Source organism: Enorma burkinafasonensis (assembly GCF_902150035.1).
Classification (GTDB): domain Bacteria; phylum Actinomycetota; class Coriobacteriia; order Coriobacteriales; family Coriobacteriaceae; genus Enorma; species Enorma burkinafasonensis.
Window position 1 is genome coordinate 48,779 of sequence record NZ_LR597510.1, and the last position, 14,231, is coordinate 63,009.

Annotated in this window: 11 protein-coding genes; 9 read left to right on the forward strand and 2 right to left on the reverse strand. The window is 65.8% G+C overall.

Annotated features, from left to right (window positions below):
- Nucleotides 1–36: 36 nt before the first annotated feature.
- Nucleotides 37–1,083 (reverse strand): hypothetical protein, encoded by a 1,047-nt coding sequence (locus FS885_RS07015; protein WP_144744349.1) that lies wholly within the window; start codon nt 1,081–1,083, stop codon nt 37–39.
- A 265-nt stretch (nt 1,084–1,348) separates the two neighbouring features.
- On the opposite strand from FS885_RS07015, the gene FS885_RS07020 reads away from it, so the two are divergent.
- Nucleotides 1,349–1,621, forward strand: a complete 273-nt coding sequence (locus FS885_RS07020; RefSeq protein ID WP_144744350.1) for a hypothetical protein — start codon at nt 1,349–1,351, stop codon at nt 1,619–1,621.
- 113 nt (nt 1,622–1,734) lie between these two features.
- Entirely contained in the window at nt 1,735–3,639 is a 1,905-nt protein-coding gene (locus FS885_RS07025) for an alpha-amylase family protein (RefSeq protein ID WP_144744351.1), read from the forward strand.
- A 6-nt stretch (nt 3,640–3,645) separates the two neighbouring features.
- Here the strand turns inward: FS885_RS07025 and FS885_RS07030 are convergent, their stop codons facing one another.
- Entirely contained in the window at nt 3,646–4,503 is an 858-nt protein-coding gene (locus FS885_RS07030) for an AraC family transcriptional regulator (protein WP_144744352.1), read from the reverse strand.
- Between the two features lie 422 nt (nt 4,504–4,925).
- On the opposite strand from FS885_RS07030, the gene FS885_RS07035 reads away from it, so the two are divergent.
- The 7 genes from FS885_RS07035 to FS885_RS07065 all read left to right on the forward strand — a co-directional run bounded on the left by FS885_RS07035 (nt 4,926) and on the right by FS885_RS07065 (nt 14,141).
- The gene (locus FS885_RS07035) at nt 4,926–6,035 is read left to right on the forward strand and encodes an ABC transporter ATP-binding protein (protein WP_144744353.1); all 1,110 of its coding nucleotides are present in this window, start codon (nt 4,926–4,928) and stop codon (nt 6,033–6,035) included.
- Nucleotides 6,036–6,059: 24 nt separating this feature from the next.
- Nucleotides 6,060–7,376: an ABC transporter substrate-binding protein gene (locus FS885_RS07040; RefSeq protein ID WP_144744354.1), complete on the forward strand. Its 1,317-nt coding sequence runs from the start codon at nt 6,060–6,062 to the stop codon at nt 7,374–7,376.
- 12 nt (nt 7,377–7,388) lie between these two features.
- Nucleotides 7,389–8,261, forward strand: coding sequence for a carbohydrate ABC transporter permease (locus tag FS885_RS07045; RefSeq protein ID WP_144744355.1), 873 nt, complete (start codon nt 7,389–7,391; stop codon nt 8,259–8,261).
- Complete coding sequence (locus FS885_RS07050) at nt 8,261–9,100, forward strand: carbohydrate ABC transporter permease (protein WP_144744356.1); 840 nt, start codon at nt 8,261–8,263, stop codon at nt 9,098–9,100. Before FS885_RS07045 ends, FS885_RS07050 begins: the two co-directional genes overlap by 1 nt.
- A gap of 144 nt (nt 9,101–9,244) precedes the next feature.
- Nucleotides 9,245–11,440: an alpha-galactosidase gene (locus tag FS885_RS07055; protein ID WP_144744357.1), complete on the forward strand. Its 2,196-nt coding sequence runs from the start codon at nt 9,245–9,247 to the stop codon at nt 11,438–11,440.
- Nucleotides 11,441–11,490: 50 nt separating this feature from the next.
- Nucleotides 11,491–13,449 carry a BMP family ABC transporter substrate-binding protein gene (locus FS885_RS07060; protein WP_144744358.1) on the forward strand — a complete coding sequence of 653 codons (1,959 nt, stop codon included), beginning with the start codon at nt 11,491–11,493 and terminating at the stop codon, nt 13,447–13,449.
- Nucleotides 13,446–14,141, forward strand: a complete 696-nt coding sequence (locus FS885_RS07065) for a metallophosphoesterase family protein (protein WP_144744359.1) — start codon at nt 13,446–13,448, stop codon at nt 14,139–14,141. Before FS885_RS07060 ends, FS885_RS07065 begins: the two co-directional genes overlap by 4 nt.
- The last annotated feature ends 90 nt before the right edge of the window (nt 14,142–14,231 follow it).

The following is a 14,231-nucleotide window of genomic DNA, read 5'->3' on the forward strand; positions in this document are numbered from 1 at the left end:
GGCGGAGCTTCCTAAACTATGCATGGGTCGCCCCGGTCAACAGGGGCTGAGGCCGAATGCGCTGCGCAACCCGTTGAGAAGCTCGATCTGCTTGGGTCTGTATCCGCGCGTCCGCATCCGATACTGCTTTCCGGCGCGCCGGTAGAGCGCCCGCGCGATCGCCTCGAGGGATTCGATGTCCCTGAGCATGGTGTAGTTGATCGAGAACGTCACGATACCCATCACCGCAAGCCCTGCCGCCCGCCGTTCGTCATGGATGCGGGCGCCGGGGCTGTCGTGGTCCCCTCCGTTGTATTCCATGGTCGCACGCGCGATGTCGATATAGGCATCGCAGACGGCGTAGGGCATCCCCGATGCTGCTTGGGCATCAGGCGTGAAATCGACCCTGCGGTTCAGCTCGATCTGAACGATCCCGAAGCCGCCCCGTTCCTGGGGAGTGTGGTATTGACCTGCGATGATGGCTTCGGCGGGCGAGCGCGCGCCGTCGAGGGCGCAGCGCGCCGCCACACGAGCGGCTTTGACCCCGTGCATGCCGGGGCTGCCCGAAAGCATCCGCTCGAGGACGCGCTTGCAGGTTGCGGGTTCGCTCTCGAGGTATCCCGGCTCACGTGAATATGGGTCGTCGGGTCGGTCATGGCGCATGGGCTGCTCGCCCAGCGAGAACCCGCCGCAGAGCTCATATGCGAGCGCCAGCGACTCCTCGAACGTATGGGTCTGGGCGTATTGGAGGAAGGCGATCTCCGGCGAGGTCGCATACAGCCCTCGGGACACCTCCATGAGGCTCCCCTCGGGAAGGGGCACGGTGAGCAGATGGGGGCTCATGAGCGAGGAGGGCCTTCGCGCACCGCCGGTCGACATCAAGCAGTCGATCGCGCCGCTGCCGTCCCAGAACCCGTAGCGAAGGAGCTCGCCATCATCGATGCGGCGGATGCCCGATTCGCTGCGCGCGAGCACGGAGCGCTGCTCCGGCACGGATAGTCTTCTCCAGGGGAGGTGCCCGTAGCGGCAGCGGGCGTAGCGGATCGCGCGGAGCGCGTTCGCATGCGATATGACCGTTGTCGGAGGGTGCGATTCATCTCTCATGGGGGCACCCTAACGCGTCTGCCACGTGTCTGCAAGAGGGGGTATAGGTTTGCCGAGGATTGCCGTTCGCGCTCGGTGAACGGTATGCGAGCCTGTTGGAAACGAGGAAGAACCTGGGAAGATTTGGGATAGGAAGCGGTAAGGATCGAAAGCCTAGGGCGCCTTCGTCGAAGGGGGCAGGACGAGGGAGCTGGGCAGGCGCGGGGTGGCGGCCTATAATGTCTCGCATGCGATGATGCCTGCTCCCTGAGCCCTGGAGGTTCCCATGCCCGATTCCATTCCCAAAGACGTCGCGTCGATCGTGCTCGGGGCGATCTCGCTCGCGCTGTCGTTCGTGCCCGTGCTGGTGCTGCAGGTCGCGGGGATCGCGGTTGGAGCCTATGGGTTCACGCTCGCGCGCGCCGCGCGCCGCGCCGACTACCGCAAGGACCTGACCTGCACCGTCGGCAAGATCTGCTGCGTCGCCGGCGTCGTGCTCTGCGCGCTCGGCCCGGTGCTCTACGTCGCCGGGACGGTGATCCTGGCTATCGCGGGATAGGCCGCGCGGACGTGCTATAGTTATCCCGGCGACAGACGATGCGCGGTGAACACGCGCGAGGGAGGCGGCGGGCGCGGTCCGTGCGCCATCTCCCGCATAACCGGGGAGCTCACATGTCGTCTCGAACCGATTCCGATACCAAGCAGAATAGCGCTGCCGACGAGGTCTTCTTGCGGCGTCTCGCCCGCCATCATGACGAGCTCCGCTGGCTCTACATGGAGCTCTATGACAACGGTGACATGTTCGCCGAGCTGTGCGACTGCCTCAGGGCCGCCTTCGATGAGCGCCCCGCCCCGCTCAAGGAGCTCGATGCAAAGCGCGAGTCGGCGGGCGCGTGGTACCGCGACCGGTCCATGCTCGGGATGCAGCTGTATATCGAGAACTTCGCGGGGACGATCCGCGGGGTGGAGGAGAAACTGCCCTATATCGAACGGTGCGGCGTGAACTACCTGCATCTCATGCCCTTCCTGGATACGCCGGCAGACAGAAGCCGCTCGGACGGCGGCTACGCGGTCTCGGATTTCCGCCGCGTCAACCCGGCACTCGGCACCATGGACGACCTCGCGCATCTCGCGCGCACCTGCCACGAGCGCGGCATCAGCCTCTGCATGGACTTCGTGATGAACCACACGTCGGATGAGCACGAGTGGGCCCGCCGGGCGCGCGCGGGCGAGGGCGAGTACATGAGCCGCTACTTCTTCACGGCCGACCAGGGCGCGATCGAGCGCTACGGCCGCGAGGTGCCGCAGGTCTTCCCGACGACGGCACCGGGCCATTTCACGTACGTCCCGGAGCTGGGGCAGTCGGTCATGACCCAGTTCTATCCCTACCAATGGGACCTGAACTACCGCAACCCGCGCGTGTTCAACGAGATGATGTGCAACTTCCTCTTCCTCGCGAACCAGGGCATGGACGTCATCCGCCTCGACGCGGTGCCCTACATCTGGAAGCAGCTGGGCACCAACTGCCGCAACCTGCCGCAGGTGCACACGATCGTGCGCATGATGCGCATGATCGCCGAGATCGTGTGCCCGGGGGTCATGCTCCTGGGCGAGGTGGTGATGGCGCCCGTCGAGGTCGTACCGTATTTCGGGACGGTCGACAAACCGGAGTGCCACATGCTCTACAACGTGACCACCATGGCCACGACCTGGCATACCGTCGCCACGCGCGACACGCGTCTGCTGCGCAACCAGCTGAACGCGGTCAGCGGCCTGCCGCGCGCCTACACCTTCCTCAACTACCTGCGCTGTCACGACGATATCGGCTGGGGCCTCGACTACCCGGCGCTCAGGCGATGGGGGATGGAGGAGGTCCCGCACAAGTGCTACCTGAACGAGTTCTTCCAGGGGCATGTGCCGGGCAGCGTCGCGCGCGGCGAGCTCTACAACGCCGACCCCGTGACGGGCGACGCGCGCCTCTGCGCGACGACGGCGTCCATGTGCGGCGTCGAGGCGGCGGGTTTCGAGGGCGACGGGCAGAAGATGGACCTGGCGCTGCGCAAGGACGTGATGCTCCACGCCTACATGCTCACGCTCTCGGGGTTGCCCATCCTCTACAGCGGCGACGAGGTGGCGCAGGTGAACGACTACGGCTACCACGACGACCCGGAACGGGCGGACGACTCGCGCTACATCCACCGCGGGCGCTTCGACTGGGACCTCGCGCGCCTCATCGACCGGCACGGCACGGTGCAGAATCGGATCTTCCGCGCGCTCGCCAAGCTCGAGCGCGTCCGCCGCTCGAGTGCGCTCTTCGATGCGGACGCCGAGGCGTACGCCAAGGACTACAGCGATCCCGCGATCCTGTGGATCGTACGCCGCACGGGGACCGAGGAGCTCCATGCCGTCTTCAACTTCGACGATGCCGGGAAGACGGTGTGGATGCCCGAGCGCGCCGCCTACACCGACCTGCTCACCGGCGTGACGGCGAGTATCGGGACCTTTAGGCTCGAGGCCTGGGACTTCGTGTGGATGAGCCGGCCCATCGCCGGGGGACGGGCGGCGTCGGGGCGCTAGGCGGCGTCAGCGCGTCGTGTTCTGCTGGCGCCACGCGCGCGGTGAGATGCCGACTGCGTTTCTGAACGCGCGCGAGAAGTGCAGCTGGTTGGGGTAGCCGACCTCGCGCCCGACCTGGGCGATGGAGAGCGTCGAGAGCTTGAGCAGCTCGCAGGCCTTCTCCATGCGGTAGCCGATGAGGAACTGCTGCGGGGACACCCCCATGGCCTCGCGGAACACCTTGCCGAAATAGCTGCGGTTGAGGCCCACGCTGCGCGCGATGTCCTCGACGCCGACGTTGTCGCGGTAATTCTCCTCGATGAAGTTCAGGGCGTGGTCGACGTAGAAGTCGTGCAGCTTGTTCGGCGCCTGCGAGCGATGCGGCTCAACCGAGCTCAAGAACGCCTCGAAGAAGAAGTACGTGCAGCCGACCAGGTACACCGGCGATTCGGCGCGGTGATCGAGGAGGCTCCTCATGGCGTCGACCATCTGGCGCGCCTTCCCGTCGTCGCGCGAGCGGTAGATCGGGTAGGCGGGGGAGAGCCCCGTGCGGTCGAGCAGGCTTTTCACATGGGACCCGTCGAACTCGACCCAGATGTACTCCCAGGGCGTCTTGAGGTCGGCCACGTAGGTGGTCACCTGGCCCGGGAAGATCAGGAAGCCCTCGCCGGCTGAGACCTCGAAGGTCGCGGGCTCGGCGTCCTCCGCGCCGCTCGCCGTGAGCGTCCCGCACCCGTCGAGCACGTAATGGAAGAGGTAGTGCCCGCGCCGCGCCGGGCCGAAGGCATGGCCGGGCGTGCAGACCTCGCGCCCGTATTGATAGGGGGTGAGGTCGGTGTAGATCCCCCCGTCGAAGGTCGAGAACTCGATTTCATGCGGACGCATGGTCCCTCCTTTGCGGCGACGCAAGGTATCGTGTTGGTGCGATAAATATACCATAATGCACGGATAGTTCAATAAGGATATATTATTTGTCCATACAAACGAGAACAATGGTATATGTGATCGAAAACGCGCGGAAGCTCAGGGCATGCCGCTAAATCCCCCCTGCTACGATGCGGTGTAGATACCTTGTGGTCCATTTGGCGAGCCTACCGTTAGGGAGGGGAAATCGACCGTTCGTCGAATCTGTTTGGAGAGCAAACGTCGAATCTATACACCAGATACCAGTGATAACAACGAATAGGGAATAAAACATACCCGTAAGCGAGTTACAGCTAGCAAAAAGATAACTTCTAGAATCAAGACGGAACGCTTTGTCTGTCGCCATCAGCAAAGCAGGGAACCGCGATGGAAGGGGTCGCTCGATGGCTGGACTTACGCTTGAACACGTAGGCAAGAAGTATCCCAACGGCTACGAGGGGGTGAAGGACTTCAATCTCGAGATCGCCGACAAGGAATTCATCATCTTCGTCGGTCCGTCCGGCTGCGGCAAGTCCACCACCTTGCGCATGATCGCCGGCCTCGAGGACATCACTTCGGGCACGCTCAAGATCGACGGCCGCGTGGTGAACGATGTCGAGCCCAAGGACCGCGACATCGCCATGGTCTTCCAGAACTACGCGCTCTACCCGCACATGACGGTCTACGAGAACATGGCTTTCCCGCTGCGCCTGCGCAAGGTCGACCAGGCCCAGATCGACAAGATCGTGCACGATGCCGCCCGCATCCTCGACCTCGAGAAGCTGCTCGACCGCAAGCCCTCCGCGCTTTCCGGCGGCCAGCGCCAGCGCGTCGCGATGGGCCGCGCCATCGCCCGCCAGCCCAAGGTGTTCCTGATGGACGAGCCGCTCTCCAACCTCGACGCCAAGCTCCGCGTGCAGATGCGCGCCGAGATCTCCAAGCTCCACGACCGCCTGGGCGCCACGATCATCTACGTCACGCACGACCAGACCGAGGCCATGACGCTCGGCACCCGCATCGTGGTCATGAAGGAGGGCGTGATGCAGCAGGTGGACACGCCGTCCAAGCTCTACGCCGAGCCCTGCAACCTGTTCGTCGCCGGCTTCATCGGCTCCCCGCAGATGAACTTCATCGACGCCCGGGTGGGCGAGCGCGACGGGCGCGTTAACCTCACCTTCGGCGCCAACACCGTCACCGTGCCCGATGCGAAGGCCGATGCGCTCAAGCCCTACGTCGGCAAGGTCGTCGTCGCCGGCATCCGTCCGGAGGACGTCGTCGAGGAGCACGAGTACGCCGAGAACCGGAACCTCTCCGAGCAGATCGACGCTACCGTGACCGTCTACGAGCTCCTGGGCTCGGAGGCCATGATCTACGGCGACGTCGACGGAGGCGCCATCTCGGCCCACATCTCCGCCGCGAACCCCGTGCGCACCGGCGACCGCATCAAGGTCGCCTTCGATATCGACAAGCTCCACGTGTTCGACAAAGAGACCGAGCTTGCCATCGTCCACTAGATGAGCCCGAGAGGAGAGCACAGCATGCTTACCAAGCCAATTTCGCGCCGCTCGCTCCTGGGGCTCACCGCCGCGGGCGCCGCGTCGCTCATGTTCGCGGGCTGCGCGCACGAGCGGAGCGACGGTAAGGTGGAGGTCGAGATCGTCTCCTACAAGCAGGAGGCCGTGAGCATCTTCGAGCAGATCATGGCCGACTTCAACGCGAGCCATGACGACATCTACCTGAACATCCAGAGCCCGGCGGACGCCGTGACCGTCATGAAGACGCGCTTCGTGCGCGAGAACTACCCCGACGTGATCGGCATCGGCGGCGACGCCGACTACGCGAGCTTCGTCGATTCTGAGATCCTCGCCGACGTCTCCGGCTACGCCGGCATCGAGAACGTGCAGCCGGCCTACCGCGACATCCTCGAGAGCGTCACCTACGTCCCCATGGAGGGCATCTACGGCGTGCCCTATGTCGCCAACGCCGCGGGCATGCTCTACAACAAGCGGATGTTCGCCGACAAGGGCTGGGAGATCCCCGAGACCTGGGACGAGCTCATCGCGTTGTGCGACCGGATCGTCGCGGAGGGGGAGGTTGCCCCGTTCTACCTGGGCTACGCCGACACCTGGACGATTCTCTCCCCGTGGAACTCCATCACGGTGAACATGGTGCCCGCGGACCTCGCGCGCCAGGTGAACGCCGGCGAGGCGAAGTTCGCCGACTACTACGGCGAGCCTGCGCGCCGTATGCGCCAGCTGCTCGTCTACAGCCAGACCACGATCGGCGACCCCGGCCCGTTCTCGATCCAGTACAACGACGCGTGCACGCGCTTCGCCAACGGCATGTCCGCGATGTTCCCGTGCGGCAGCTTCGCGGTCCCGCAGATCCTGCGCGCCGGCACCGACATCGAGGTCGGCATGTTCGCCATGCCCTCCGCGGACGACCCCGCAGACCGCATCGTGGTCTCCGGTGTCGACCTGCAGTGGTGCGTCGCCGAGACCTGCCAGCACAAGGACGCCGTTTTCGAGGTGCTCGACTTCCTGTCCTCGCCCGAGTACATGCAGACCTACATCGCCGACCAGCGCGCCATCCCCTGCATCGAGGGCGACTTCGAGCTCGACCCCCTGTTCGACGACATCAAGCCCTGGCTGGACGAGGGCCGCGTCCTCGACTACCTTGACCACTCCTACCAGAGCGCCATGGCGGTCGACGCGCAGCTGCAGACCATGCTCCAGGACGACCGCGACGACGATGCCGCCATCGCCGCGTTCCTCGAGAAGTTCGACAGCGACTGGCAGCGCTACAACCGCAACGTCATCCGCAAGGTCCAGGAATACGAAGAGAGCCAGGGATAAGGAGGAGAGGCAATGGCAAGTCTCGCAAAGAGCAAGATCGGCTCGGGCCGCGCAAGGACGTTCTACGCGATCCTCATCCCGGTGCTCGTGCTGTTCGTCGCGTTCAACACCTACCCGCTCATCACGGGGTTCTTCTACAGCTTCACCGACTCGAAGGGCTACGGCGCCTTCAACATGGTGGGCCTGCTCAACTACGCGGACCTGTTCACCGACACGCGCGTGCTTAACTCGTACCTGTTCACGTTCAAGGTCGCGGTGGTCGCCACGATCCTGACGAACGTGATCTCGCTCATGCTGGCCATCGCGCTGTCGAGTAAGATCAAGTTCAAGAGCGCGCTGCGCGGCCTGTTCTTCGTGCCGCAGATCCTGGGCGCGCTCGTCGTGGGCTACGTGTTCCAGTTCCTGTTCACCTGGCTCATCCCGGCGTTCTTCAACACCGACTACACGATCCTCGGCGACCCCAACTGGGCGTGGATCGCCATCGTCGTGGTGCTCGTGTGGCAGTCCTGCGCGCAGACCACCATCATCTACATCACGGGCCTCTCCTCGGTACCCGAGGACGTCTACGAGGCCGGCTCGCTTGACGGCGCCACGGGCTGGAACAAGTTCCGCTACATCACCCTGCCGCTCATCATGCCGTCCGTGACCACCAACATGGTGCTCGTGATGAAGAACATGCTCATGGTCTTCGACCAGATCGTCGCCATGACGAGCGGCGGCCCCTCGCAGTCCACCGAGTCCATCTCGTACCTCATCTACAACAACGGCCTGTCGGGCGGGCAGTTCGGCTTCCAGTGCGCCAACGCGGTCATCTTCTTCATTCTGATCGCCGCGATCTCGATCCTGCAGACGCGCTTTTTGAACAGCAGAGAGGAGCAACTGTAATGGCTGGCAAAGAGAAGGTGAAAGAGCGCGTCAACTGGCCCGTCACCATCCTTTTGATCGCGCTCGCGGCCGTAACCATCGTATTCCCGCTCTACATGGCGGTGCGCATCGCGGTGGCCGAGAACTACCCCATGGGGCTCGAGATCTTCACGCTCCCCGAGACGTGGGACCTCGCGAACTTCATCGAGGCCATCGAGGCGACCGACTTCCCCGTGACGTTCATGAACTCGCTCGTCATCACCGTCGTGGCGGTCGTGGTGTCGATCGTGGTGCATTCGCTCGCGGCCTACGCCATCGGGCGCAACATGGAGCGCAAGCCCTTCAAGCTGTCGTACTACTTCATCGTGGCGGGCATGTACGTCCCGTTCGCGATCCTCATGATGCCGCTCGTCAAGCAGACGTCCGTGCTGCACCTCGACAACATGTTCGGCGTGATGATCCTCTACATCGTGTTCTACATGCCGATGAACATCATGCTCTACACGGGCTACCTGCGCAACATCCCCATCGCGCTCGAGGAGGCCGCGCGCGTGGACGGCGCGAGCACCTGGACGACGTTCTGGAAGGTCATCTTCCCGATCATGAAGCCCATGCACGCGACCGTCGCGATCCTCACGGGCCTCGCGGTGTGGAACGACGTCATGACCCCGCTCGTCATCATGGGCGGCTCGGGCGTGAACACGCTGCCGCTCGCGCAGATGACGTTCCAGACGGCGTTCGGCACCGACTACTCGCTCGCGTTCGCATCCTACCTGCTCGCCATGCTGCCGATGATCATCTTCTACATCTTCGCGCAGAAGCAGATCATCAACGGCGTCACCAACGGTGCCGTGAAGTAGCGAGGTTCTGTTGCGCTGCGGATGCCCTTTCACGGGGGCGCGCCGAAACCTATACTGATAGCGCCCCGGCTGGAACTTGGTTCCGGCCGGGGCATCGCCACGACCGTACATCCCGATGCCAGCTGCTAGGAAGGCCCGATCCCCATGCCCATCTCCTTCGATGCCGCGACGAGGCTCATCACGCTCGATACCGAGAACTCCACCTACCAGATGCTGGTGGACCGGCACGGCTACCTCCAGCACCTCTATTACGGGGACCGCACGGCGGGCGATATGAGCTACCTCGTGACCTATGCTGACCGCAGCGGCATGTGCGGCTGCCCCTACGACGTGCACGACCGCACCTACTCGCTCGACGTGCTGCCCCAGGAGTTCCCCTTCCAGGGGAGCGGCGACATGCGCTCCACGCTGCTGTCGGTCCGCGACGCGACGGGCGCCTTCGGCTGCGACCTGCGCTACGCGGAGCATGACGTACGGCCCGGGCTCTTCTCGCTGCCGGGCCTGCCCGCTGCCTACAGCGACGATGCGGCGGACGGCGCGGAGACCCTTTCGCTCACCCTGCGCGACGAGCGCCTGGGGCTCGAGGTCGAGCTCCTCTACGGCGTGCTTCCGCGGATCGACATCATCGTGCGCGCGGCGATCGTGCGCAACCGTGGGCGCGCCCGCGTCACCGTGGAGCGCCTGCAGTCGGCCTGCCTCGACTTCGTGCACGGCGACTTCGACGTCTACACCTTCAACGGGCGCCATGCGATGGAGCGCCGGCCCGACCGCCACCGTGTGGGGCACGGCACCTTCAGCGTGGGCAGCCGCCGCGGGATGTCCTCGAACCAGTACTGCCCGTTCATGATCCTTTCCGACCACGACGCGACGGAGCGCTCCGGCCGGGCGTGGGCGATGAACTTCGTCTACAGCGGCGGCTTCGAGGCCGAGGTCGAGCGTGACCAGTACGAGCAGGTGCGCATGGTGATGGGGCTCTCGCACGAGCGGCTGTCCTACCCGCTCGAGCCGGGGGAGCGCATCGTCGCGCCCGAGGTGATCCTCACGTACTCAAGCGCCGGGGTGGAGCGCATCTCGCACAACATGCACCGCTGCATCCGCCGCCACATCTGCCGCGGCCCCTGGCGCGACCGGCCCCGCCCGGTGCTCATCAACAGCTGGGAGGCGGCGTACTTCAACTTCACGGGCGAGAGCCTGCTCATGCTCGCGAAGAAGGCGGCCGAGCTCGGCATCGAGCTCTTCGTCATGGATGACGGGTGGTTCGGCAGGCGCGACGACGACGTGACCTCGCTCGGCGACTGGCACGTCAACGAGGAGAAGCTCGGCGGCCCGCTCAAGCACCTGGTCGATGACGTCAACGCACTCGGCATGAAGTTCGGCATCTGGGTCGAGCCGGAGATGATCAGCGAGGACAGCGACCTGTACCGCGCGCACCCGGACTGGGCGCTCGTGTTGCCGGGCAAGAACCCGGTGCTCGGCCGCGACCAGCTCGTGCTCGACCTCTCGCGCGCCGACGTGCGCGAGAACCTCTACGGGCAGCTGTGCGGTGTGCTCGACCAGGCGAACATCGCCTACGTGAAATGGGACTACAACCGCAGCATCGTGGACGCCTACTCCAACGTGGCGACCGACCAGGGCAAGGTGCTCTACGACTACATGCTCGGCCTCTACGAGCTGCTCGAGCGGCTCATCGAGCGCTACCCGGACATCCTGTTCGAGGGCTGCTCGGCGGGTGGCGGGCGCTTCGACGCCGGCATGCTCTACTACACGCCGCAGATCTGGACGAGCGACAACACCGATGCCGTCGACCGCCTGACCATCCAGTACGGCACCTCCTTCGGGTTCCCAGCGTCGGCCATGGGGGCGCACGTCTCGGCGTGCCCCAACGAGATCAACGGGCGCGAGGTGCCCATCTCGGCGCGCGGCACGGTCGCGATGGCGGGCGGTGGCTTCGGCTACGAGCTCGACCTGCTCACGCTGCCCGAGCGCGCCTGCGAGCACATCAGGCGCCAGATCGAGCTGTACCGCGATATCGAGGGGCTGGTCCGCGAGGGCCTCTACTACCGCTTGAGCTCGCCGGTCGAAGATGACGTCTGCGCCTGGGAGTTCGTCGCGGAGGACGGGTCGCGCGCCGTGGTGGGCGCCGTCGTGCTCGAGGTCGAGGGCTACGGTGTTGCGAACTACGTCGTGCCGCGCGGTCTCACGCCGCACGCGCGCTACCGCGACGAGGAGACGGGCGCCGTCTACCCCGCGGACGCCCTCATGGACATGGGGTTCCCCCTGCCGGTGGGGTGCGCCCAGTACGCGAGCTTCGTCTACCGCCTCGCGCGGGTCGACGACTGATCTAGCGGGGGCGGCCCGCCGGCAGGCGTTCGAGAGGGGAGCGTGAGCGGATGCTCGATGATTACCGCAAGGCCCGCAGGCGCGCGCAGAAGCGCTTCCAGGATGACGTCTCGGCGGGCAGGTACCCGTACCCGCCCGCGCTCGACGACATCCTGAAAGGGGAGGGCTACCAGGGCGAGATCCCCATGGGCACCATGGAGATCGACATGGAGCTCGTCGCCGGCACGCGCACGCGGGGCCGGCAGAACAGCTTCTCGGCAGACTTCATGCCGCTGCCGGAGGCCTCCTCCGAGTTCGCGATGAAGTGGAGCGACCTCATCGACGCGCAGCGCGCTGAGGGCATCCGCGAGCCGATCGTCGCCTTCGAGTTTCTGCAGCGCTTCTACGTGCAGGAGGGCAACAAGCGCGTATCGGTCCTGCGCTACCTGGGGCAGCCCACGATCCTCGCTAACGTCACGCGCGTGATCCCCATGCCCTCCGACAGCAAGGCGTTTTGCGTCTACCAGGAGTTTGCACGGTTCTACGACGTGGCGCCCGTCTACGGCATCGTGCTCGAGGAGGAGGGCGCCTACGCCCGCCTCGCGGCGCTTTGCGGCCACGACCTCGAGACTCCCTGGCCCGAGGATGACGTGCGCTCGCTGAGGAGCGCCTTCGACGCCTTCTCGGTCGCCTTCAGGAAGCTCGGCGGCGCGGCCACGGGCATCACGGCGGGCGAGGCCTTCCTCATCTACCTCAAGATCTACGGCTTCGAGGCGGCCTCCTCGGACCTGCCGTCGACCGTCGAAGCGCACGTCAAGGCCATCTGGGGCGAGTTCGTGGTCTCGCGCGACGGCGGCAGGGTCGCCTACCTCGAGGATCCGAGCTCGTTCAGGCTCCCCATCATCCCCGAGATCAAGCACATCTACAAGCAGGCCATAAGCCTCAAGCCCTTCCGCGCGTCGTTCATCTACGAGTACGCGCCCGAGACCGACGGCTGGACGGCCCTGCACGAGCGCGGCCGCCTCGTGCTCGAGCGCAAGCTGGGCACGACGGTCGAGACGGAGGCCTACCGCGACTGCCTCGCGGACGCGGCGTTCGACCGCGCGGTCGAGCGGGCCGACGCGCGGGAGGCGGACCTCATCGTCACGGTGTCGCCGACGCAGATGGGCCAGGCGCTGCGCGGGGCGGTGCGCCATCCGGGCCGCGCGTTCATCAACTGCTCGGTGAGCCTCTCGCACAGCGCCGTGCGCACGTTCAGCGGCCGGCTGTACGAGGCGAAGTTCCTGCTCGGCGCGCTGGCGGCGAGCATGGCGGACAACCATCGGGTAGGTTACGTCGCCGAGACCCCGGTCTTCGGCAGCGTGTCCGAGATCAACGCCTTCGCCATCGGCGCCCAGATGGTCGACCCGGCGGCCACGATCTTCCTCAAGTGGTTCTCGGCCAAGGACTACGACTGGAAGCGCGAGCTCGCCGACGACGACGTGCGCATCGTGTCGGCGCGCGACTACCCCGACCCGGCCGCCCCCGCCGAGGCATGGGGCCTCTACCGCGTGGAGTCCGACGGAACGACGACGCACCTCGCGGAGCCCATCTGGAAGTGGGGGCGCTACTACCAGCTCATCGTCCAGTCGATCCGCAACGAGACCTGGCGCAAGGAGGGGAGCGCGCGAGCGGGGGAGGCCCTCAACTACTGGTGGGGCCTGAGCGCGGGCGTGCTCGACGTACGCCTGTCGAGCGAGCTGCCGCGCGGCCAGCGCGTGCTCATCGAGCTTTTGCGCCAGTCGATCCTCACGCGCCGGCTCGACCCGTTCGCGGGCGAGCTGCGCAGCTGCGAGGGCGTCGTGCAGGACGAGCGCGCTGGCCGCCTGCCGAGCGAGCAGATCGTGCGCATGAGCTGGCTCAACGAGAACGTGGTGGGACGCCTCCCCGAGCAGTGCGAGCTCACGGACGACAGCCTCGAGAAGGTCGAGGTGAGCGGCCTCATACCGCTCGATGTCGCACGGCTGCCCAAGGCGAGGCGCACGGTATGAGGATCCTCGCGATCTCGGATGTCGAGGAGGCGTGGCTCACCGACCGCTACGACCGCGAGCGCATGGCGGGCGTCGACGTCATCGTGTCGTGCGGCGACCTCGCGGCATCCTACCTCGAGCACATCGTGACCCTCGCCAACGTCCCTTTGCTCTACGTGCCGGGCAACCACGACACGGCCTACGCGCGCCACGCCCCCGAGGGTTGCGTCGACATCGACGGCTGCATCGCCACGTACCGCGGGCTGCGCTTCATGGGGCTTGGCGGCTCCGTGCGCTACAACGACCGCGTCTACGGCTACACCGAGCAGGAGATGCGCTGGCGCGCGACCAAGCTGTCGCTCATCGCCCGCATGTCCGGCGGCATCGACGTCTTGGTGACCCACGCGCCGGCATACGGCCACGGCGACCTCGGCGACCTGCCCCACCGGGGCTTCGAGGCGTTCAACGCGGTCCTCGACGCGCTCGCCCCCGACACCATGGTCCACGGCCACGTGCACCTGGAGTACGGGCGCATCGCGCGCGTGAGCAGGCACGCGAGCGGCACGCGCATCGTCAACGCCTGCGGCTCGCGCGTCTTCGAGGTGCCGGACGCGCCCGGGGCCGACCCGCGCGACTGCTCGCTTGCCGTGCGCCGCGTGGCGCGCGGCGGGTTGGTGGTTGATTTCCGATCCCAACCGAACACATTGAGCTGACGGCACGCTCCCGCAGTTAACCGAACGCCCCCGAGGTCCTATCCGGGCCCCGGGGGCGGCATTTTCCCAGTTGAAGGAATGGTGGAGATG

Bases quoted from the DNA above. Each gene is read 5' to 3' on its own strand.
- FS885_RS07065 (WP_144744359.1), top strand. From the start codon at position 13,446: ATGAGGATCCTCGCGATCTCGGATGTCGAGGAGGCGTGGCTCACCGAC.
- FS885_RS07050 (WP_144744356.1), top strand. From the start codon at position 8,261: ATGGCTGGCAAAGAGAAGGTGAAAGAGCGCGTCAACTGGCCCGTCACC.
- FS885_RS07015 (WP_144744349.1), bottom strand. From the start codon at position 1,083: ATGAGAGATGAATCGCACCCTCCGACAACGGTCATATCGCATGCGAAC.
- FS885_RS07020 (WP_144744350.1), top strand. From the start codon at position 1,349: ATGCCCGATTCCATTCCCAAAGACGTCGCGTCGATCGTGCTCGGGGCG.
- FS885_RS07030 (WP_144744352.1), bottom strand. From the start codon at position 4,503: ATGCGTCCGCATGAAATCGAGTTCTCGACCTTCGACGGGGGGATCTAC.
- FS885_RS07055 (WP_144744357.1), top strand. From the start codon at position 9,245: ATGCCCATCTCCTTCGATGCCGCGACGAGGCTCATCACGCTCGATACC.
- FS885_RS07025 (WP_144744351.1), top strand. From the start codon at position 1,735: ATGTCGTCTCGAACCGATTCCGATACCAAGCAGAATAGCGCTGCCGAC.
- FS885_RS07040 (WP_144744354.1), top strand. From the start codon at position 6,060: ATGCTTACCAAGCCAATTTCGCGCCGCTCGCTCCTGGGGCTCACCGCC.
- FS885_RS07035 (WP_144744353.1), top strand. From the start codon at position 4,926: ATGGCTGGACTTACGCTTGAACACGTAGGCAAGAAGTATCCCAACGGC.
- FS885_RS07045 (WP_144744355.1), top strand. From the start codon at position 7,389: ATGGCAAGTCTCGCAAAGAGCAAGATCGGCTCGGGCCGCGCAAGGACG.
- FS885_RS07060 (WP_144744358.1), top strand. From the start codon at position 11,491: ATGCTCGATGATTACCGCAAGGCCCGCAGGCGCGCGCAGAAGCGCTTC.